General features: G+C 68.2%; 22 protein-coding genes. 15 read left to right on the top strand and 7 right to left on the bottom strand.

The window, feature by feature from the left end:
• The first annotated feature begins 19 nt into the window (after positions 1-19).
• Genes BPODLACK_RS21685 through BPODLACK_RS21660 form a run of 6 tightly spaced genes read left to right on the top strand, consistent with a single transcriptional unit; the run spans position 20 to position 4,745 of the window.
• The gene (locus tag BPODLACK_RS21685; protein WP_005195318.1) at positions 20-421 is read left to right on the top strand and encodes an ArsR/SmtB family transcription factor; all 402 of its coding nucleotides are present in this window, start codon (positions 20-22) and stop codon (positions 419-421) included.
• Positions 418-1,503, top strand: a complete 1,086-nt coding sequence (gene arsB, locus BPODLACK_RS21680; RefSeq protein WP_005195320.1) for an ACR3 family arsenite efflux transporter — start codon at positions 418-420, stop codon at positions 1,501-1,503. The genes BPODLACK_RS21685 and arsB overlap by 4 nt, the downstream gene beginning before the upstream one ends.
• Positions 1,504-1,526: 23 nt before the next feature.
• Positions 1,527-2,186, top strand: coding sequence for an arsenate reductase ArsC (locus BPODLACK_RS21675; protein WP_005195321.1), 660 nt, complete (start codon positions 1,527-1,529; stop codon positions 2,184-2,186).
• 27 nt (positions 2,187-2,213) lie between these two features.
• Positions 2,214-2,645 (top strand): arsenate reductase ArsC, encoded by a 432-nt coding sequence (locus BPODLACK_RS21670; RefSeq protein ID WP_005195323.1) that lies wholly within the window; start codon positions 2,214-2,216, stop codon positions 2,643-2,645.
• Positions 2,646-2,697: 52 nt separating this feature from the next.
• Positions 2,698-3,681 carry a thioredoxin-disulfide reductase gene (gene trxB / locus BPODLACK_RS21665; RefSeq protein ID WP_005195324.1) on the top strand — a complete coding sequence of 328 codons (984 nt, stop codon included), beginning with the start codon at positions 2,698-2,700 and terminating at the stop codon, positions 3,679-3,681.
• Between the two features lie 2 nt (positions 3,682-3,683).
• Positions 3,684-4,745: an ArsO family NAD(P)H-dependent flavin-containing monooxygenase gene (locus BPODLACK_RS21660; protein WP_005195327.1), complete on the top strand. Its 1,062-nt coding sequence runs from the start codon at positions 3,684-3,686 to the stop codon at positions 4,743-4,745.
• A 97-nt stretch (positions 4,746-4,842) separates the two neighbouring features.
• Here the strand turns inward: BPODLACK_RS21660 and lspA are convergent, their stop codons facing one another.
• The 5 genes from lspA to BPODLACK_RS21635 form a co-directional block, all read right to left on the bottom strand.
• The gene (gene lspA, locus BPODLACK_RS21655; protein WP_005195328.1) at positions 4,843-5,346 is read right to left on the bottom strand and encodes a signal peptidase II; all 504 of its coding nucleotides are present in this window, start codon (positions 5,344-5,346) and stop codon (positions 4,843-4,845) included.
• The gene (locus tag BPODLACK_RS21650; RefSeq protein ID WP_005195329.1) at positions 5,343-7,301 is read right to left on the bottom strand and encodes a heavy metal translocating P-type ATPase; all 1,959 of its coding nucleotides are present in this window, start codon (positions 7,299-7,301) and stop codon (positions 5,343-5,345) included. The genes lspA and BPODLACK_RS21650 overlap by 4 nt, the downstream gene beginning before the upstream one ends.
• Entirely contained in the window at positions 7,298-7,675 is a 378-nt protein-coding gene (locus BPODLACK_RS21645) for an ArsR/SmtB family transcription factor (RefSeq protein ID WP_005195330.1), read from the bottom strand. The genes BPODLACK_RS21650 and BPODLACK_RS21645 overlap by 4 nt, the downstream gene beginning before the upstream one ends.
• A 351-nt stretch (positions 7,676-8,026) precedes the next feature.
• Positions 8,027-8,344, bottom strand: coding sequence for a hypothetical protein (locus BPODLACK_RS21640; protein ID WP_005195331.1), 318 nt, complete (start codon positions 8,342-8,344; stop codon positions 8,027-8,029).
• 5 nt (positions 8,345-8,349) lie between these two features.
• The gene (locus BPODLACK_RS21635) at positions 8,350-9,255 is read right to left on the bottom strand and encodes a GNAT family N-acetyltransferase (protein ID WP_005195334.1); all 906 of its coding nucleotides are present in this window, start codon (positions 9,253-9,255) and stop codon (positions 8,350-8,352) included.
• 95 nt (positions 9,256-9,350) lie between these two features.
• On the opposite strand from BPODLACK_RS21635, the gene BPODLACK_RS21630 reads away from it, so the two are divergent.
• From BPODLACK_RS21630 to BPODLACK_RS21600, 7 genes are all read left to right on the top strand, one after another.
• Positions 9,351-10,691: an NAD(P)-binding domain-containing protein gene (locus BPODLACK_RS21630; RefSeq protein WP_005195348.1), complete on the top strand. Its 1,341-nt coding sequence runs from the start codon at positions 9,351-9,353 to the stop codon at positions 10,689-10,691.
• Positions 10,692-10,695: 4 nt separating this feature from the next.
• A complete protein-coding gene (locus tag BPODLACK_RS21625; RefSeq protein WP_005195350.1) occupies positions 10,696-11,919 on the top strand; it encodes an MFS transporter in 1,224 nt (407 codons plus the stop codon).
• A gap of 16 nt (positions 11,920-11,935) precedes the next feature.
• Positions 11,936-12,976: a flavin-containing monooxygenase gene (locus tag BPODLACK_RS21620; RefSeq protein ID WP_005195353.1), complete on the top strand. Its 1,041-nt coding sequence runs from the start codon at positions 11,936-11,938 to the stop codon at positions 12,974-12,976.
• A 77-nt stretch (positions 12,977-13,053) separates the two neighbouring features.
• The gene (locus BPODLACK_RS21615) at positions 13,054-13,281 is read left to right on the top strand and encodes a hypothetical protein (protein WP_005195354.1); all 228 of its coding nucleotides are present in this window, start codon (positions 13,054-13,056) and stop codon (positions 13,279-13,281) included.
• A 179-nt stretch (positions 13,282-13,460) separates the two neighbouring features.
• Positions 13,461-15,140: a heavy metal translocating P-type ATPase gene (locus BPODLACK_RS21610; RefSeq protein ID WP_024499312.1), complete on the top strand. Its 1,680-nt coding sequence runs from the start codon at positions 13,461-13,463 to the stop codon at positions 15,138-15,140.
• The gene (locus tag BPODLACK_RS21605) at positions 15,137-17,299 is read left to right on the top strand and encodes a copper-translocating P-type ATPase (protein ID WP_024499311.1); all 2,163 of its coding nucleotides are present in this window, start codon (positions 15,137-15,139) and stop codon (positions 17,297-17,299) included. The genes BPODLACK_RS21610 and BPODLACK_RS21605 overlap by 4 nt, the downstream gene beginning before the upstream one ends.
• A complete protein-coding gene (locus BPODLACK_RS21600) occupies positions 17,296-17,643 on the top strand; it encodes a metal-sensitive transcriptional regulator (protein WP_005195356.1) in 348 nt (115 codons plus the stop codon). Before BPODLACK_RS21605 ends, BPODLACK_RS21600 begins: the two co-directional genes overlap by 4 nt.
• A 22-nt stretch (positions 17,644-17,665) precedes the next feature.
• Here the strand turns inward: BPODLACK_RS21600 and BPODLACK_RS21595 are convergent, their stop codons facing one another.
• Positions 17,666-18,601, bottom strand: a complete 936-nt coding sequence (locus BPODLACK_RS21595; protein ID WP_024499310.1) for a M23 family metallopeptidase — start codon at positions 18,599-18,601, stop codon at positions 17,666-17,668.
• A gap of 268 nt (positions 18,602-18,869) precedes the next feature.
• Between BPODLACK_RS21595 and BPODLACK_RS21590 the strand changes: the two genes are divergently transcribed.
• Positions 18,870-19,523 (top strand): DUF305 domain-containing protein, encoded by a 654-nt coding sequence (locus BPODLACK_RS21590; RefSeq protein WP_024499309.1) that lies wholly within the window; start codon positions 18,870-18,872, stop codon positions 19,521-19,523.
• A 28-nt stretch (positions 19,524-19,551) separates the two neighbouring features.
• On the opposite strand, the gene BPODLACK_RS21585 is transcribed toward BPODLACK_RS21590, so the two are convergent.
• On the bottom strand, positions 19,552-20,502 hold the full coding sequence (locus BPODLACK_RS21585; protein ID WP_005179979.1) for a M56 family metallopeptidase: 951 nt from the start codon (positions 20,500-20,502) through the stop codon (positions 19,552-19,554).
• Positions 20,503-20,737: 235 nt separating this feature from the next.
• Here BPODLACK_RS21585 and BPODLACK_RS21580 point away from each other — a divergent pair, with 235 nt between their 5' ends.
• On the top strand, positions 20,738-21,055 hold the full coding sequence (locus tag BPODLACK_RS21580; protein WP_024499308.1) for a hypothetical protein: 318 nt from the start codon (positions 20,738-20,740) through the stop codon (positions 21,053-21,055).
• Positions 21,056-21,156 lie beyond the last annotated feature (101 nt).

Genomic DNA, 21,156 nt, shown 5'->3' with positions numbered 1-21,156 from the left:
TAAGAGTCAATATAGACGTATGTCGAATCAATCGTCGAGTGGGGTCGAGGCCTGCTGCTCGCCCATCACGCGGGAGCCGTTGACCTCAGATTGGGCCTCTGACCTGGCCCGGATGTTCAAGGCGCTCGGGGATCCGGTGCGTCTGCGGATGCTGAGTCTGATCGCCAGCCACGAGAACGGCGAGAGCTGTGTGTGCGACATCTCCCCGGCGTTCGAGCTGTCGCAGCCGACGATCTCGCATCACCTCAAGGTGTTGCGCGAGGCCGGTCTGCTCGACTGTGAGCGCCGCGGCACCTGGGTCTACTACCGGGTGATCCCGTCCGCGCTCGCGCAGTTGTCGGCGGTGCTGGCGTCCGAGGTCGGTGTCGTCGAAGGCTCGGCCTGCGTGCCCGCAGCTGCGGTCGTGGAGGTGGCCCGGTGACCGAGACGACCACCCATCCCGCTGTTGTCGGCAAGCTCTCGACCCTGGACCGGTTCCTGCCGGTGTGGATCGGTGTGGCGATGGTCGCCGGCCTGCTCCTGGGCCGGATGATCCCCGGCCTCGGTGACGCACTCGGGGCCGTCGAACTCGACGGCATCTCCCTGCCGATCGCGCTCGGTCTGCTGATCATGATGTACCCGGTCCTCGCGAAGGTGCGCTACGACCGCCTCGACACCGTCACCGGCGACCGCAAACTCCTCCTCGGCTCCCTGCTGCTGAACTGGGTCCTCGGCCCGGCGCTGATGTTCGCGCTCGCCTGGATCTTCCTGCCCGACCTGCCCGAATACCGGACCGGTCTGATCATCGTCGGCCTCGCGCGCTGCATCGCGATGGTCATCATCTGGAACGACCTCGCCTGCGGCGACCGCGAAGCGGCCGCCGTCCTGGTCGCGATCAACTCCGTCTTCCAGGTAATCATGTTCGCCGTCCTCGGCTGGTTCTACCTCTCGGTGCTGCCCGGCTGGCTGGGCCTCGAACAGACCACCATCGACACCTCACCGTGGCAGATCGCCAAGTCCGTACTGATCTTCCTCGGCATCCCGCTGCTCGCCGGGTTCCTCACCCGCCACTTCGGGGAGAAGGCCAAGGGCCGCGAGTGGTACGAGGAGCGGTTCCTGCCGAAGATCGGCCCCTGGGCGCTCTACGGCCTGCTGTTCACCATCGTGATCCTCTTCGCGCTACAGGGCGACCAGATCACCTCGCAGCCACTCGATGTCGTCCGGATCGCGATCCCGCTGCTCGCGTACTTCGCGATCATGTGGGGCGGCGGCTACGCACTCGGCGCCGCAATGGGACTGGGCTACGAGCGCACCACCACCCTCGCGTTCACCGCCGCGGGCAACAACTTCGAGCTCGCCATCGCGGTCGCCATCGCCACCTACGGCGTCACCTCCGGCCAGGCCCTCGCCGGGGTCGTCGGACCGCTGATCGAGGTCCCCGTCCTCGTCGGCCTGGTCTACGTCTCCCTCGCGCTACGCAAACGCTTCAACCGCACGGACTCTCCCGCACCCATCGCTTCGTGACCCGAGAAGGCCAGGAGACGAACATGTCCCAGCATGTCGACCGCCATCAGTCCGAACTACTCGTCCCCGAGGCGGTCCTGCGGCGGGCCGCCGAGCATCTCGCCGGCAGATACGTCGGGGTCTTCTCCCCGGAAACGGTGGAGCGGACGGTGTTCGAGTCGTACGCCGCGCTCCGCGAGACCGCCACGGTGCACACCCATCTGACGGCGCTCGCGCCCAGGCTGGCCGCCGAACGCCTCACCGCCCGCGCCCACACCGACGGTTCCGTGGTGAAGACGGCGCCCGAGGTGCTGTTCGTCTGCGCCCACAACACCGGCCGCTCGCAGATGGCGGCGGCGCTGCTCGACCACCACAGCGGCGGCCGTGTCCACGTCCATTCGGCGGGCTCGGCCCCGACCGGCGGGATCGATCCCGCCGTCCTCGCGGTGATGGCCGAAACCGGAATCGACCTGGCCGCCGCGTATCCCAAGCCGCTGACCGACGAGGTCGTCGCCGTCGCCGACGTGGTGGTCACCCTGGGCTGCGGCGACGCCTGCCCGGTCCATCCGGGCACACGGTATCTCGACTGGTCGGTACCCGACCCGGAAGGGCAATCGCCGCACATGGTGCGCGCGATCCGCGACGAGATCGATATTCGTGTCCGCGGCCTGCTCACCGAACTCACCACCACCACCCAGGCCTGACCCCTCCATCTTCCCGAAAGGTTCTCGATGACCACCGATTCCCCGAACGCCACTCCGTCGGTCCTGTTCGTCTGCGTGCACAACGCCGGCCGCTCCCAGATGGCCGCCGGATTCCTCACCGCGCTGGCCGGTGACCGGATCGAGGTCCGCTCCGCGGGCAGCGCCCCGGCCGACCAGGTCAACCCCGCCGCGACCCTGGCGATGGCCGAGGTCGGCATCGACATCTCGACGCAGTCCCCGAAGATCCTCACCGTGGACGCGGTACAGGCCTCCGACGTGGTGATCACGATGGGCTGCGGCGACACGTGCCCGGTCTTCCCCGGAAAGTCCTACCGCGACTGGGTTCTCGAGGATCCGGCCGGTCAGGGTGTCGACGCGGTCCGCCCGATTCGTGACGAGATCAAGGCGAAGGTCGAGGCGCTGATCGCAGAACTGACCGCCGAGCCCGCCCGTTCCTGACCGACAACGTCCACCTCTTCGCCCCTGCGGGGGCCGCACGGAAGGCTCCTCATTGAGTACTGACGCGACCATCCACGACCTGATCATCGTCGGCTCCGGACCCGCCGGATACACGGCCGGCGTCTACGCCGCCCGCGCGGAGCTCGAGCCCCTGCTCTTCGAGGGCACCCAGTTCGGCGGCTCGCTGATGACCACCACCGAGGTGGAGAACTTCCCCGGCTTCCGCGAGGGCATCATGGGCCCGGATCTCATGGACGAGATGCGCGAGCAGGCCAAGCGTTTCGGCGCGGACATCCGCACCGAGGACGTCGAGGAGATCGAGCTGGACGGCCCGGTCAAGAAGGTCGTCGCGAACGGTGAGACGTACTACGCCCGCGCCGTCATTCTCGCGATGGGTGCCGCTGCCCGCTACCTCGGTATCCCGGGGGAGGAGAAGCTCCTCGGCCGCGGCGTCAGCGCCTGCGCCACCTGCGACGGCTTCTTCTTCCGCGACCAGGACATCGTCGTGGTCGGCGGCGGCGACTCCGCGATGGAGGAGGCCACCTTCCTGACCAAGTTCGCCCGCAGCGTCACCCTCGTGCACCGCCGCGAGGAGTTCCGCGCGTCCCGGATCATGCTCGAGCGCGCCAAGGCGAACGAGAAGATCCGCTTCGTCACCAACGCCGAGCCGGTCGAGGTGCTGGGTGAGAACAGCGTCACCGGCCTGGTGGTCCGCGACACGGTCACCGGCGAGCGGTCCACGCTCGACGTCACCGGCATGTTCGTCGCCATCGGCCACGACCCGCGCAGCGAGCTCGTCAAGGGCCAGGTCGACGTCGACGCCGCCGGCTACGTCCAGGTGCAGTCGCCGACCACCGCCACCTCCACCGAGGGTGTCTTCGCGGCCGGCGACCTGGTCGACCACACCTACCGTCAGGCCATCACCGCGGCCGGCACCGGCTGTGCCGCCGCGATCGACGCCGAGCGCTGGCTGGCCGACCAGGGGGAGATCACCGAGAACACCCTCGCCGCCGCGGGCGAGCCCGTCACCGTCTGAGCATGATGCAGCAGCGATCGGTGACCGACATGGATGTGGTCGTGATCGGTGGCGGACAGGCCGGGCTCGCCGCGGGCTACTACCTGCGGCGAGCCGGGCACCGGTTCGTGATCCTCGACGACCAACCGGTACCCGGCGGGGCATGGCCACACACGTGGCCGTCGCTGCGGCTGTTCTCCCCGGCGGAGTTCGCGGCCCTGCCGGGATGGCCGATGCCGCCGTGGCCGGACGGTTTCCCGCCCGCCTCGCACGTGGTCGACTACTTCACCGCCTACGAGGAGCGCTACGACCTGCCGATCAAGCGGCCCGTCCGGGTCACCGGTGTGGACCGCGACGGGCAGCACCTCGCCGTCACCACGAACCAACGGATCTGGCGGGCCCGGCGGGTGATCAGCGCGACCGGCACCTGGCAGCAACCGTTCTGGCCGCTGTACCCGGGTGCGCGGGAGTTCACCGGCCGCCAACTCCACACGGTCGACTACCGGCAACCGTCGGACTTCGCTGGCGCCCGGGTGGTGATCGTCGGTGGCGGCAACTCCGCCGCCCAGCTCGTCGCCGAAATCTCCACCGTGGCCACCACCACGTGGGTGACGACCCGGCCACCCCGCTTCCTCGCCGACGACGTCGACGGGCGGGTGCTGTTCCAGGTCGCATCCGAGCGCGCCGCGGCGATCGCCGCCGGGAAACCCGATCCCGGCGGACCGGCTTCCCTCGGCGACATCGTCATGGTGCCCGAGGTGCGTGAGGCCCGCGATCGTGGTGTCCTGCAGGCGCTACCGATGTTCGACCGTCTCACCCGAGACGGCGTCGCCTGGGGAAACACGGTTCAGCACGCCGATGTCATTGTGTGGGCCACCGGCTTTCGGCCCGCGCTGGCCCACCTGCGTCCGCTGCGGTTGCGCGAGCACGACGGCACGATCGCCGTCTCGGGCACGAAGGCGCTCAAGGAGCCCCGCCTGCACCTGCTCGGCTACGGGGACTGGACCGGCCCCGGCTCGGCGACCATCCTCGGCGTCGGACGCACTGCCAAAGCTGCAGTCGCCCAACTCGACCTCGACGACTGACCACACTCGTCCGATAAGGGACCGGCGACGAGCGCGCCCACGTTCACCCGGACGCTTCCGCGGTGTGGGCGTTGCGCAAGGTGCTCGGGTATGCGGGTCATGGTGAGTGGTCCTCGTTGGATTCGAGGAGCAATGCGCCGATGACGAGGACGACGCCGCAGGTGATGTAGGTGTCGGCGATATTGAAGGTGGCGAACCATCCGGTGTGGAAGTAGTCGGTGACCTTGCCGTCGAGAAGACGGTCGATGACGTTGGCGGCGGCGCCGGCGACGATCGCGGCGAGCCCGACGGTCTGGATCGGGTGACTGTCCGGTGCGGTACGCCACGCGAACACACTGATCGTGGCGGTGATGGCCGCGGTGGCGGCAAGAACGACGGCGGTGGGGAGTTGGTCGCCGAGACTGAAAGCGACCCCGGTGTTGTAGGTCAGGCGCAGTTGCAGCAGGCCGAGATCGACGGTCCGACCCCAGGAAAGAGTGTCGCGTGCAATCGGATCGACGACCAGCGCGATCGCAGCTAAGGCGACGGCGACCGCGACGAGGGTGCGGCGGCCGCGGCGCCACCTGGCTGAGGTCGAGGTGGTGGGCTCGGCGTAGGTCATGACCGAGTCCCGGCGATCGGTTCGCGCGTGATCGCCGAGGGTGTCGCTGCGGTGAGGGTTCGGGCGCGTCCGGCGCGGACGCCGTTGGCGATGACGACGATCTCGGCGACTTCGTGGACGAGGACGACCGCGGCCAGGCCGAGGACACCGAACAGGGCCAGCGGCATCAAGACGGTGATGATCGCCAGGGACAGGCCGACGTTCTGCAGCATGATCGTCCGAGACCGGCGCGCGTGGTGCAGCGCCTGAGGTAGGTGGCGCAGGTCCTCGCCCATCAGAGCGACGTCGGCAGTCTCGATCGCCACGTCGGTTCCTATTGCGCCCATCGCGATACCGAGGTCTGCGGTGGCGAGGGCGGGGGCGTCATTTACTCCGTCGCCGACCATCGCGGTCGGTCGCGCAGCGCGGAGGGTTCCGACGATGCGGGCCTTGTCCTCGGGGCGCAGGTCGGCGTGCACTTCGTCGATGCCGACGTCGGCGGCCAGGGCGCGGGCGGTGCGGTCGTTGTCGCCGGTGAGCATCGCGACCTGGTAGCCGTCGCGGCGCAGGCCGGCGATCACCTCGTGTGCCTCGGGGCGGAGTTCATCGCGGACGGCGACCGCCCCAATCACGGTTCCGGCGCGCTCGATCAGGACCGCGGTGGCGCCGGCACGCTGCATCCGTTCGATGTCGGCGGTGAGGGGGCCGGGGTCGATCCAGCCGGGTCGACCGAGCCGAACCGGTGCGCCGTCGATGCGGCCGGTCAGGCCCGCGCCGGTCACGGCATCGACATCGTCGGCGGGCACGTAGTGGCCGACGGCGGCGAGAATCGCTCGGGCCAGCGGGTGTTCGCTGCGGGCCTCCAACGCCGCGGCCACCGCGAGGACGTCGCCGCGGGTGGCGCCGTTAGCGGCGGCGACGTCGATCACGACGGGCTGGTTGCGGGTGAGAGTGCCGGTCTTGTCCAGCGCGACGGTGCGGATGCGGCCGAGTGCTTCGAGGGCGGCACCGCCCTTGACCAGGACGCCGAGCTTGGACGCGGCGCCGATCGCGGCGACGACCGTCACGGGGATGGCAATCGCCAGCGCGCACGGTGAGGCGGCGACGAGCACGACGAGGGCGCGTTCGATCCACACCCGCGGATCACCGGCGAGGCTGCCGACTGCGGCGATGACCGCGGCCGCGACCATCACGGCCGGGACAAGCGGCTTGGCTATCTTGTCGGCCAGGCGTTGCGCTTCGCCCTTGCGGGACTGCTCGGCCTCGACGATCCGCACGATCTTGGCCAGCGAGTTGTCTTGCGCGCCAGCGGTGACCTCGACCTCGAGGACTCCGGTGCCGTTGATCGACCCGGCGAACACCTCGTCGCCGGGACCGGCCTCGACGGGCACCGATTCGCCGGTGATCGCGGAGGTGTCCAGGGCGGTGCGTCCGGTGCGGATGACGCCGTCGGTCGCGATCCGCTCCCCGGGCTTGACGATCATGATCTCGCCGAGAGCGAGCTCGGCCGGCGGGACGGTCTCCTCGCGGCCGCCGCGGAGCACCGTGGCGGTGTCCGGGACCAGGGACAACAGGGCCCGCAGGCCGCGGCGGGTGCGGGTGACCGCGTACTCCTCGAGCCCCTCGCTGATCGCGAACAGGAACGCGAGCATGGCGGCCTCGCCGACCTCGCCGAGCAGCACCGCTCCGACGGCGGCAATCGTCATCAGCGTGCCGACGCCGATCTTGCCCTTGGCCAGCCTCTTGAGCGTGGACGGGACGAACGTGTAACCCGCCACGATCAGCGCGGCCGCCTCGAACCCCACAGCGAGCGCATCGGCTCCGCCGGTCACGCGAACGATCAGCGCCGCGACCAGCAGCACGCCGGCCGCGGCGGCGGCGCGGATCTCGGTGATGTGCCAGAGCTTTTCGGGCTCGTGTTCTTCCTCGCCTTCGGGGCGGGGTTCGTCGTGGCCGCAGCCGCACGCGTCGCTCATGACTTCTCCTCGGCATCGGTGCCGTAGTTCGGGCACAACGCGACCGCGTTCCCGGTCGCCGCCAGCAGCGTCTCCGCCGAGGCGAGAAGATCCATCAACTCCGGCCGGGCCAGCGCATAGAACACCTGCCGCCCCTGCGGGCGGCCGGTCACCAGCCCGCAGTCTCGCAGACACGCCACATGCGCCGACACCGTCGACTGCGCCAACCCCAACTCGCCGACCAGATCCGCCACCCGAGCCTCACCCGCAGCGAGGCGGCGCACGATCGCCAACCGGGTCCCGTCCGACAGGCTGTGGAACAACGCCACCGCCGCATCGAGGGTCGAGCCGGTACTCCCGGCTGTCAGGCAACCATCCGCACGATCAATCGTCATACGGCGATGATAACCGATGAACTACGATGTTAGATGGGGGTTGGAGATCAGGTGAGGACATGGAGAACTGGCTGACGAATCTGCAGGCCTGGTGGACCTGTCAGGTAATGATGGCGAACGGAACATGTGAGATGTGCGCGTGCACGCCGATGACGGGCTGCTGCTAGGTCGCATGTTGCTTCGGCCGTGAACCCGCTCGTGTCGCCTTCGGTGCAGTGCTGCGCTGTGGGCGGAACGAGCGGGCATCTTTGCCCTCACTCGCGAGGTCACTGATCGGGTCGGTTTCCGCCAATTCGACATTTCGACGATGCTCGAACGCACGGTCCGCATACGCGGACTGAGTGTCTGACGTCAGTGTCGCCGCAGCTCCGCCTGGCGGAGCGCCTCGACGAGGTCGGGAACTGTCGGTGCTCCGGCGGGGCCGTTGGCGGTGTGGTAGACCCTGCAGGTCAGTCCCACCCCGGTGGTCGGCCCGAACGCGTCGACCCGGTCGATGCGGATGGTGGGCGATCCCGGAAACGCTTCGCGTTCTGCCTCGTCCTGGGTGTCGATCGCCCGGAGCACGATCGGCGTTCCGGCGTTCCCGGTCGCGGCGAGGGCCTCGGCGATCTGGTCCCGGGCGATCTGCCAGTTGGGGCAGCCGTCGAAGTAGAGCAGCTCGATGTCCACGACGGTCAGAACGCCGCGCAGCTGGTGGCGGCCTCGGTCTCGGATCGTCGTTCGAGCAGGACGGTGTCGCGCCACTCGCCGCCGAGTTGGGCGATGCGTTCGCGGACCCCGACGGTGCGGAACCCGGCGGAGTGGTGCAGCGCGATCGCGGCCCGGTTCTCCGGGAAGACCGAGGTCTGTAGCGTCCACAGGCCGGCCTGGTCGGCGGCGATCACCTGCGTTCGGAGCAGGGCCTTGCCGACGCCGCGGCCGCGCCAGCCTTCGGCGACACAGACCGCGCTTTCTGCGACCCCGCGGAAGTGCTCGTGGGGCGACGCGGGGGTTAGGGCGGCCCAGCCGACGACGGTGCCGTCGATCTCGGCGACCCACCGGTGATCCGGGAGCCACTGGGTGTCCAGCGTCTTCCGAGGCGGCACCTCGGTGGCGAAGGTGGTGAGACCGGTGGCGATGGCGTCGCTGTAGATGCGGCGCACGGCGGGCCAGTCCTCGTCGGTCATCGGTCGAACGGTCACGTCGCCGGGGAGATCGTCCGGGCAGCACGGGCGCTGGGTGAGCAGGCCCATGACTGCGTCGGCCGCGCTCGGCAGGCCGGTGCAGCACGCCGGGTTGACCACCACGACGGAGCTGGTGCCGTCCTTGTGGACGGTCACGAAGCCGACGTCGGCGAGCTTGCGGACGTGGTGCGAGATGGTCGGCTGGCCGATGCCCAGCCGTGTGGCCAGCTCCCCGATGCTGACGCCGGCCGGGGTGCTGGCGACCTCGTGGAGAAGCCGGACACGGGTCGGTTCGGCCAGGCAGGCGAACCAACCGGCGTAGGTGGCCGCGTCCTCGGCCGCCAAACCGGCCGACGGATGCCCGGCACCTGCACTCGGCGGGACACGGCACTCGGCGGACTCAGTGGACGTAACCATGAACTCAGTATATCGATCGGCATCGATGGTTGCATTCATCGATGGCCATCGATACTGTGGGCATTGATCGAAGAACATCGATGAAAGGTCGAATGATGAACGACTTGCCCGTCGTCGTGATCGGTGCCGGACCCATCGGTCTGGCCGCCTCCGCCGAACTGCGCGAACGCCAGCTCACCCCGCTGGTCTTCGAGCGGGGCCCCCGCGCAGGAGCTGCCGTGGCCGAGTGGAACCACGTGCGACTGTTCTCCCGCTGGGCCGAGGTCATCGACCCCGCCGCCCGCCGCCTGCTCGACCAGACCGGCTGGAATGCCCCCGACGATGAGGCGTATCTGACCGGGCAGGAGTGGGTCCGCGACTACCTCGTCCCGCTCGCCGCCGCACTCGGTGACGCCGTGCAGTTCGGCACCGAGGTCATCGGCGTCGCCCGCCGCGGCCGCGACCTCGTCGTCGACTCCGGCCGCGACACCGAACCGCTGTCCGTGCACATCCGCCGCGCCGACGGCACCGAGGAACGTGTGCTTGCGCAGGCGGTCATCGACGCCTCCGGCACCTGGGGCACCCCGAACCCGCTCGGCGGCGAAGGACTACCCGCGCTCGGCGAGAAGGCCGCGGCCGACGTCATCTCCTACCGCGTCCCGGACCTCGACGACCGGGAAGTGCGCGCGCAGTACGCGGGCAAGCACACCGCGATCGCCGGCGGCGGCCACTCGGCACTGAACGCCATCGTTGCCCTCGCCGCGCTCGAGAAGGAAGCACCCGGCACCCGGATCACCTGGATCCTGCGCCGCGGCGACGTCGCCTCCACATTCGGTGGCGGCGAATCCGACCAGCTGCCCGCCCGCGGCGCCCTGGGCCTGAAGGCGAAGAAGGCCGTCGACGACGGCCTGCTGAACGTCGTCACCGGGTTCCGCACCGCCGCAGTCGAACCCGCCGATCAGGACCGGGTTGCCCTGACCTCCGACAACGGTCAGCGGGTCGACGGTGTCGACCGTGTCGTGGTGCTCACCGGTTTCCGGCCCGAGCTGTCCTGGCTGTCGGAGATCCGCCTCGGCCTCGATCCGGTCCTGCAGGCCCCGATCGAGCTGGCCCCGCTGATCGACCCGAACGTGCACTCCTGCGGCACCGTCTACCCGCACGGCGCCGAGGAACTCAGCCACCCCGAACCCGGCTTCTACCTGGCCGGAATGAAGAGCTACGGCCGCGCACCGACGTTCCTGGCCATGACCGGGTACGAGCAGGTCCGCAGCATCGCCGCCGCGATCGCCGGTGACCACGAGGCCGCCGCCCGCGTCGAGCTGATCCTCCCCGAAACCGGGGTCTGCGGCGGCGCAGGGGTATTCGACGAGCCCGACGCCGACGCCTCGGAAGGCGGCTGCTGCGGCGCGCCGCAGCCAGAGTTGGTGACCCTGACCGCACCCGGCGGGTCACGATAGCCCGATGACGGACACCAAGGCCCCGCCGCAGACCGACACCCTTCCCGCGGCTGGTCTGCGGCGGGTCTTGGCGATCCTGTGCCTGACGGAGATCACCAGCTGGGGCATCCTCTACTACGCCTTCCCCGTGCTGTCGGTGTCCATCGCGGACGACACCGGCTGGTCCCTACAGACGATCATGGCCGCGTTCTCGATCGGCCAGCTCGCCGCCGCATTCACCGGCATCCCCGTCGGCCGCATCATCGACCGCATCGGCCCGCGCGCCATCATGACCGCCGGCTCCGTACTCGCCGTGCCCGCACTGCTCCTCATCGCGACCGCACACAACCTGCCGACGTTCTACGCCGGCTGGATCCTCGCCGGCATCGCGATGGGCGGCGTTCTCTACCCGCCCGCGTTCGCGGCGCTGACCCGCTGGTACGGCGACAGCTACGTCAAGGCGCTGATGATCCTCACCCTCGCCGCGGGCCTGGCGAGCACCGTCTTCGCCCCGCTCGCCGCGACGCTGGTCGAGCGAACCGACTGGCGCGCCACCTATCTCATCCTCGCGGCGATCCTCGCCGTCATCACCATCCCCGCCCACCTGTGGGGGCTGCGCGGGCGCTGGCCGCACCCACCGGCACCGGCGCACGGAGACGCGGCCGATCACCGCGACGCCTCCCGCAGCCCCGCGTTCCTCGCCCTCGTCGCCGCCTTGAGCCTCGGCGCGTTCGCCGCCTTCGCTGGCGTGTTCAACCTCGTGCCGCTGCTCATCGAACAAGGCTTCTCCCCGTCTCTGGCGGCTTTGACCCTCGGCCTGAGTGGGGCGGGACAGCTCCTCGGCCGCATCGGCTACCTGCCCCTCGCGGCCCGTACCTCGGCTCGCAGCCGTGCCATAGGTGTTCTCGTCGCGACCGCCGTCAGCACCGCACTACTGGGTGTCGTGACCACGGTCGTGACCCTGATCACCGTCGCGATCGGCGCCGGACTGATCCGTGGACTGTTCACCCTCGTCCAAGCCACCGCCATCACCGACCGGTGGGGCGCCGTCCACTACGGCCGCCTCAACGGCCTGATGTCCGCCCCCATCGTCATCGTGATGGCACTCGCCCCGTGGGCCGGCACCGCCCTGTCGAATTGGACCGGCAGCTACGCCCACGCCTACCTCGTCCTCGGTGCCATCGCACTCCTCGCAGCCCTCGTCGCGGCCGCCAGCGTCCCCCGCCGCACCGTCGACGCCACTCCCTGATTCGAAGGACCCCCACATGTCCCACTACGACGCCCTCATCGTGGGCGCCGGCCAGTCCGGCCTGGCCACTGCCCACTCCCTCCGCCAGCGTGGCCTGACCGCCGCGATCCTCGAAGCCTCCGACGACACCGCCGGATCCTGGCCGCACTACTACGACAGCCTCACCCTGTTCTCGCCCGCGAAATACAGCTCCCTACCCGGGCTTTCCTTCCCCGGCGACCCCGACCACTACCCGCACCGCGACGAAGTCGTCGACTACCTGCGCCGCTACGCCAAGGGCCTCGACGTCGACATCCACCTCAACCACCGGGTCGACGCCGTCGACCACGACGGCCACACCTTCACCGCCCACACCGACATCGGAACCGCCTTCACCGCACCCCGGCTCGTCGCCGCCACAGGCGGATTCGGCTCACCCCACCTCCCGGCACTGCCAGGACAAGACACGTTCACCGGAAAACTGCTGCATGCCAGCACCTACCGCACCCCCGCCGACCACACCGGGGAGAACGTCATCGTCGTCGGCGCCGGCAACTCCGCGGTCCAGATCGCCGCGGAACTCGCCGACACCACCACAGTCACCCTCGCCAGCCGCACACCGGTGAAGTTCGCCCCGCAACGCCCCCTCGGCCGCGACATGCACTTCTGGTTCACCATCACCGGCATCGACGCCCTCCCCATCGGGCACCGGATCACCAACCCGCCCACCGTGCCGGTCTTCGACACCGGCCGCTACCGCGCCGCCCTCGCCGCATCCCAACCCGTTGCCCGCGAGATGTTCACCCGACTCGACGGCGACACCGCCGTATGGCCCGACGGCACCTCCAGCGACGTCGACGCGATCGTCCTTGCCACCGGATACACACCCCACCTGCCCTACCTCGCCGGTATCGGTGCTCTCGACCAGGACGGGCGCCCCCGGCAACGGAAAGGCCTGTCCACCACCCACACCGGACTCGGCTACATCGGCCTCGAATGGCAGCGCAGCCTCTCCTCCGCATCTTTACGGGGAGTCGGCCGTGACGCTCGCTACCTCGTCAGGCGGATGGTCAGGTAGACGCTGATGGCGGGGTTGGTGTCGGTGCCCGCAGATACGATCGTGATCACTCAAGTGGTGACCACAAGGGGGACGACATGGCTGGATTCACGATGGATCCGAACTTCGAGAAGAAGCTCGCGAAGCAGGTTGCGGGAAACATGCAGCGGGAGGTCGACGCCGTCTACCGCCAGTGCAAAGGCCAGCCCGTAGCCACGGTCAAGCGAGCGCTGCAACGCAAGCTTGGCACCGCCCTCGTCGAGCCGACTTTGACCAGCATCGCCGAAGCAATCAGCCGCGGTGACAATGTCAAGATCAAGCTCTGACAAGAGCAGTCACGCCTTCGTTGGCGCGTCGGTTCGGGAGACGGTCGTCAGCAGATGATTGCGGCAAACGCATTGCTGGCGAGCTCCTGCCATCCTAGTCCGGTAAAGGATTCACCCTGACGGTCAGCGCTTCTGACGGTGCAGGCAACATCTACCTTGAGGTAGCCGCGGGGGTCACGATGTTCGTCCTGGCCGGCCGATACTTCGAGAAGCGGTCCAAACGGCGCGCCGGTGCGGCGTTGCGGGCCTTGTTGGAGCTGGGCGCCAAAGACGTCACAGTGATCAGGGACGGCCACCAGCATCGGATCCCGATCGGCGAGCTCGCCATTGACGACGAGTTCAATGTGCGCCCCGGCGAGAAGATCGCCAGCGACGGTGTGGTGGTGTCCGGCACCTCGGCAGTCGATGCCAGCATGGTCACCGGCGAGTCGATGCCAGTCCAGGTCGCCCCCGCCGACACCGTGACCGGCGGAACGGTCAACGCCGGCGGGCACCTGCGGGTGCGGGCGACCCGCGTGGGAGCGGACACCCAACTCGCGCAAATGGCCGCGATGGTCGAACGCGCCCAGACCGGCAAAGCCCACGCCCAGCGACTGGCCGACCGGATCTCAAGTGTCTTCGTGCCGGTGGTCATCGCCGTCGCCATCGCTGTCCTCGGCGCGTGGATCGGCGCCGGCTATCCCCTGCAAGCGGCGTTCACCGCCGCGGTCGCTGTGCTGATCATCGCCTGCCCCTGCGCTCTGGGACTGGCCACCCCGACCGCACTTCTGGTCGGTACCGGCCGCGGAGCCCAACTCGGCATCGTGATCAAAGGCCCCGAAGTCCTCGAATCCACCCGAACCGTCGACACCGTTGTCCTCGACAAAACCGGCACGGTCACCACGGGACAGATGACACTCGTCCAGGTCACCACTGCTCCCTCCACCACTCGCGAAGACGTGCTCGCCCTCGCGGGGGCGGTGGAGAATGCCTCCGAGCACCCCGTCGCGGCCGCCATCGCTGCTGGTGCAGCCGCCGAAGTCGGGCCGCTCGACGAGGTCGACGACTTCCGCAACTTCGAAGGTCGAGGCGTGCGCGGTCTGGTCCAGGGACGTGTGGTCACCGTCGGGCGTCCGACGCTGCTGGCCGAACACGGCATCGCCGTGGATGACCCTCACCTCAACGAGGCGCAGACCGCCGCCGAAGAAGCCGGACAGACCGCCGTACTCGTCGCCTGGGACGGCCGCGCCCATGCGGTCCTGGCGGTCGCCGATGCGATCAAACCCACCAGCGCACACGCCATCGCCCGGCTCGCCGCACTGGGTATGACGCCCATCCTGTTGACCGGCGACAACCAGACCGTCGCCGATGCCGTGGCCGCTGAGGTCGGTATCGACACCGTCATCGCTAACGTCTTGCCGGCCGACAAAGCCGCCGTCATCACCGACCTGCAATCCGACGGCAAGGTTGTGGCCATGATCGGCGACGGCGTCAACGACGCCGCTGCCCTGGCCCACGCCGATCTCGGGCTGGCGATGGGCACCGGCACCGACGCCGCCATGCATGCCGCTGACATCACCCTGGTCCGCGGCGACCTCAACGCTGCCGCCGACGCGATCGCCTTGGCACGCACCACTCTGAAAACGATCAAAATGAACCTGTTCTGGGCATTCGCCTACAACGTCGCCGCGATACCGCTGGCCGCGCTGGGACTGCTCAACCCCATGCTGGCCGGGGCCGCCATGGCGTTGTCCAGCGTGTTCGTCGTCAGTAACAGCCTGCGGCTGCGCGCCTTCACCAGCCCGCCCCACTCATCGTCCACAGTTCCACCCACCAACCCCTCGACGTATACCCCCAAGGGGTATAAGGTAGCGGCATGAACGAGCACTCTTCCCCTGAGCACGTCGGTCACGACGCCGCCGATGAACGCCACCACGGCCAACTCGCCGCAGCGTCACACAACCACCACGATCACCATGCTGAGCGCGCCCGCGCAGACCATGATCACGCTGGGCATGGGGGGCATGGTGATCACGCCGGGCAGTTCCGGCGGCTGTTCTGGATCATGCTGGCCCTGGCTGTGCCGGTCGTGGCCTTTTCGCCCATGTTCGCGATGCTCATCGGCTATGACCTACCCGATGGTGAAGTGTTGAAGTGGGTCTCACCGGTGCTGGGTACGGTGATGTACTGCTGGGGTGGGCGGCCGTTCCTGGTAGGCGCCTATTCAGAACTGCGGTCGCGTGCACCGGGAATGATGCTGTTGATCGCCTTGGCGATCACGGTGGCCTTCGTGGCGTCCTGGGGTGCGAGCATCGGTGTGTTGCACCACGAACTGGACTTCTGGTGGGAACTGGCGCTGCTCATCGTGATCATGCTGTTGGGGCATTGGATCGAGATGCGGTCGCTGGCCCAGACGACCTCGGCCCTGGACTCGCTGGCCGCGCTGCTGCCCGATGAGGCCGAACGCGTCGATGGCGACCAGATCACCACGGTTGCTCCCAGTGAGCTGCAGGTCGGAGATGTGGTGATCGTGCGCCCGGGGGCCAGCGTGCCGGCCGACGGTCGCGTCGTAGACGGCTCGGCCGAGCTCGATGAATCCATGGTCACCGGAGAATCGCGCACGGTGCGCCGCGGCATCGGCGATCAGGTGGTGGCCGGCACGGTGGCCACCGACTCGGGGCTGCGGGTCCAGATCACCGCCACCGGCGATGACACGGCGCTGGCCGGGATTCAGCGCCTGGTGGCAGACGCGCAGAACTCCACCTCCCGCGCCCAGCGGCTGGCCGATTCCGCTGCAGCGCTGCTGTTCTGGTTCGCGCTCGGCTCAGCGATCATCACCGCCATCGTGTGGACGGTCATCGGCCAACCCGACCAGGCGGTGATTCGAACCATCACCGTGCTGGTCATCGCCTGCCCGCACGCACTCGGCTTGGCTATCCCCCTGGTGGTGGCCATTGCCACCGAACGCGCCGCCCGCGGCGGCGTGCTGGTTAAAGACCGGTTGGCACTTGAGGCCATGCGCACTGTGGATGCGGTGCTGTTCGACAAGACCGGAACCCTGACCAAGGGTGAGCCCACGGTCATCGAGATCGCGGCCGCCGACGGCGTCGATGAGGACACCGTGCTCGCCCTGGCCGCCAGCGCCGAAGCCGACAGTGAGCACCCGTTGGCGCGAGCGATTGTCGCAGCTGCCGGAGACCGCGCGCGGCCGGTGCCGGCGGCCACCGACTTCACCTCGTCACCGGCGGTCGGTGTGACCGCTCGCGTCGAGGGCGCCACAGTGCGGGTGGGCGGGCCCCGCATGCTCGAGGAACAGGGCCATCAGGAACTGGCCATCGCTGATCGCTGGCGCGCCGACGGCGCAATCATCCTGCATGTCACCCGCGACACTGAGCTGATTGGAGCTCTCAAACTTGCTGATGAGGTGCGCGGGGAATCCCGCCAAGCCGTCGAGGTGCTGCACGCCCGCGGGGTCGAGGTTGTGATGATTACCGGCGACGCCGAAGCAGTGGCGCACACCGTCGCTCACGACCTCGGTATCGATCGGGTGTTCGCCGGTGTACGGCCGGAAGACAAAGCCAGCAAGGTGGCCGAACTGCAGCACGAAGGCCGCAAGGTGGCGATGGTGGGCGACGGCGTCAACGACGCCCCCGCCCTGGCCCAGGCCGATGTGGGCATCGCGATCGGGGCCGGCACCGACGTCGCGATCGCCTCGGCCGGGGTCATCCTCGCCAGCGACGACCCCCGCTCGGTGCTGTCGGTCATCGAGCTGTCGGACGCCAGCTACCGAAAAATGAAGCAGAACCTGTGGTGGGCAGCGGGATACAACCTGATCTCTGTACCGCTGGCCGCCGGAATTCTCGCGCCCATCGGGTTCGTCCTGCCGATGTCGGTCGGAGCGATTCTGATGTCAGCCTCGACGGTCGTGGTCGCACTCAACGCGCAACTGTTACGCCGACTCGACCTGCAGCCAGGCGCGAGTACAGTGCGTGGACTGCAGCACAACCGACCGAGATCCATTGAGAAGGTGAGTCCATGACCGCTGCGTCCGCACCGGGACAATCCTCCACCCCGGAAGAATCCTCTGCCTCGGAACACTCTTCCCACGGTTACATCAGCGATAAGGGCAAATACCTGGCCCGCCTCAAGCGCATCGAGGGGCAATCCCGAGGTATCTATCGGATGGTCGACGAGGAGCAGTACTGCATCGACATCCTGACCCAGATTTCGGCGCTGACCAAGGCGCTGGAGGGGGTCGCGCTGGGTTTGCTCGACGACCATCTCACCCACTGTGTGCTCGATGCCGCCCACGCCGGCGGGGACGAGGCGCAGGAGAAGATCGCTGAAGCCTCGGCGGCCATCGCTCGCCTCGTTCGTTCCTGAGCCACCCACCACGCCGGGTTCGTCACAGGCGTGGTTCGCCGACCCACTGCGGCACCACCGGCCCCGGCGCGCGGGCGTCTGCATCAGCGGCCATCGCCAGAACCACCCCGCGATCGGCCAGCCACTGTGCCGGATCGACGTTGACTCCCGTCGGGTCGAGAACCTCGAAATGCAGATGCGGGCCGGTCGAGACCCCACGGTTGCCCACTGTGGCGATCGATTGGCCCATCCGTACTCGCGCGCCCTGCTCGAGCAGATTCTCGTCGTTGTGGCCGTAGGTGGTGATCGTGCCGTCATCGTGCCGGATCCGCATCCACAACCCGAACCCCTCGGCAGGTCCGGAGGTGATGACCTCCCCGTCAGCTATCGCGACAATGGGCGCGCCCAGATCATTGCCGATATCAATGCCCTGATGGCCCCGTCCGTCACCGAAGGTGGACGTGATCTCGCCCGCAGTCGGCGCCACCGCACCGCCACTACCGGGCAGCAGCGGTGTCGGCGTTCCGGGTTCCTGCGGCTGGGGGCCATGCGGCTCGTTCGGATCGTGCGGCACGATTGCGGCGATCAGGGTGGCTACCAGCCGAGCCAGCGGTAACGCGTCGATGATCCGGAACCCGTCTATCGGATCAATGAGCGAAAACGTGCCGAAGCACTGCAGTGCGGCTGCACTGCCCGCATCGCCGACGCTGCCCGACTGGGCCTGAGCGCCCAGGCAGGACGCCGTCTGCGTGATCGGCTTCCCCAAATTCGCAGCCGCGGCACCACCCAAAGCGGCCTTCACCGAGTCCTGCACGATCGCGATCAGCTCCCCGGCCACATGTCCATCGGTCGAGGCCGCCGCCGGTGCGGTGGCAATCACAGGCGCAACACCCACACACACCGCCGCTGCCACCCCCAGCGCTTTGGGGCCCCACTGCTGCCCCGCCTTGACCCGTAGCGATGTCAACACCATCTGCATGCGGTCGGACCTTTCCCGCGGACGTCGTAGACCCACGCACGAGTGCCATGCGTGTACCCGCGAGATCACACCACAAGTCACTTGTGCCCCACCAGTCACACGCGGCTCCACTACGAAGCGAACTAATCGGGCATTGGTGGCTTTGTTTGCGCAGTTCACCGCCCGTTTTGTGGGTGCGGGCAGGCGACTAACTACTATCGGTGTTAGTAGAATTGTTATCGAAGCGCCGCCGGGCGGTGGCGAAGTATCACTCTTGAGGAGGAGATCGATGAGAGTCACACGAACCGGTGTCGTCGTTGCTGCCGCGGCGGCTGTTCTGACAGTGGTGGCCGCGTGTTCGGACACCTCGACTGAGGATCATTCCTCGATGTCGGGGATGGGTACCAGCACGGTCAGTACCGAATCGTCAGCGGCGGCCTCTGCCGAACACAACAGCGCGGACATCTCGTTCGCCCAGCAGATGATCCCGCACCACACCCAGGCGATCATGATGAGCGACATCCTGTTGGAGAAGGACAACATCAACCCCCAGGTCGTCAGTCTGGCCCAGCAGATCAAAGACGCTCAGCAGCCTGAGATCGAGCAGATGCAGTCGTGGCTGAAGCAATGGGGAGCCCCACTCGAGGGCCAGGGACACAACATGGACATGGGTACGTCGATGGCGCCGGGTTCCTCCCCGATGCCGTCGATGATGGGCATGATGTCGCCAGAACAGATGCAGCAGCTACGCGACGCGCAAGGAGCCGAGGCGTCGCGCCTGTTCCTGACGCAGATGATCGAACACCATCGCGGCGCCATCGCCATGGCCAAGACCGAGATTCAAGACGGCCAATCGCCCGAGGCGATCGCTCTGGCACGTCAGATCGTCACTGATCAGGAGAGCGAAATTGCGAGGATGCAGCAGCTTCTCAACAACCCCTAGCGGTCGGACCTGCCCGGGTCGGTCTCGGCTACACACACATCGCGATCACCATCGCCGAGACGACACCGGACACCGCTAGCGTGGTCGGCACCGCCACCACACCAGCCACCGCCGCGGCAGCACCCACATGATGACGTCGCGACCGGCACCGGTGACCGGAGTCCAAGCGGCTCAACCGAGGCCCCACCGACGACGAATCGCTGATCGACAACACACCCACCGGGCCCGCTACAGGTCCCGAACGGGCCAACGTTCCCAACGCCGAGCAGACCGCCCGCGCACCCACCAGCTGGGCCGCGCGGGCATCGGCGGCTTGCTCGACCAAGCCGGCGACCTCACGGCCCGCGCGGCTGAACAACGGAATCAGCGGGAACGCACGCCCGAGAGCGCGGGCCGCCAACACCACGGTGTGATGACGTTGCCGCCGGTGTGCGCGCTCATGAGCAACGACGGCATCGAGTTCCTCACCGGACAACGCCGCCTGCAACCCGGTCGTGGCGGCAATGCCGGCATCCTTGCCCGGCAGACAAAACGCCATCGGCCGCCCGTCGGCGAGCCACCACACATCGGGATAGCGCTCACTGCGGGCGCCCACCAACCGCAACGACTGAAGATACTCCTCACGAGCACCACGCATCCGCACCGCCGATCGCACCGCGATCGTCACCGCTCGGACAATCGCTGCCACGGTCACCACCGCCAGCACGCCACCAGAGATCGCTTCCACCCGCGGGGATGCGCCGTGTGACAACACCCGCAGACACGACACCACCTCAGACAACGAATGGATGCCGAAATGACCGGGAACCGCCAGCGTCACAACAGCTCCCACCCACAACAACGCAAACACGACCTGCGCGGCCGGCCAGGCCACCAACACCCAACGAGCATCGATACGGCCCTGCACCCGAACCATCCATCGAGGCCACAGCCAGCCCAGCACACCTGCGGCAACAACTAGCACCACCGCTGCACTCATGGATGCTCACCCATCGTTCGCCTCGATCCTCGACGCCCGCCGTCGTGCTCGCTGAGACCCACGCTCAATACACCTTCCCGGCGGTCCGCCACCTGCACCACCAGCCAGTATGCCCCAGGGGCTCGTCCGTGACGCCGCAACTCCAGCACCCACCGCGCCGCCAATTACTAGGCCCTATAGTAGTTAGATGACGCGGGTTGACCCAGCCTGCGCGTACTAGTTCGAGGGATGCGCTGTGACCGAGAACCCGAGGGGGACGCACTCGCCCCCGGACGACCACCGTCGTCAGTATCTGCATGCCATGCGCGACGTCTACCGGGCACCCACGCCATACTCGGCCCACCAGTTCTTCCACCGCGCCCATCACTTCAGCGTCACCTCGAACCGACGCCGCCACCTCGCCGCACACATCGGTCTCGTCCGCCACCTCGCTGCGATCGGCGACCTCGCCGGGGCGCGTCACCACCTCGGTACCGTCCTTGCCTCCCTCGTCCTCCAAAGACATTGCGGCCAACAACCTTCGCAGGCTTCCATCCCCATCCAGATGTCGTGACCACGACCACGACGCCCCAGAGGGTGAATCACCCCAGGTTTGATGCCGCTTCCTTCTGAGTCAGGAAGGATGGGCACATGCCTAAGAAAATCGATCCGGAG

Source organism: Gordonia sp. YY1 (assembly GCF_009872315.1).
GTDB classification, from domain to species: Bacteria; Actinomycetota; Actinomycetes; order Mycobacteriales; family Mycobacteriaceae; genus Gordonia; species Gordonia amicalis.
This window is presented reverse-complemented; position numbering and strand designations above follow the sequence as displayed.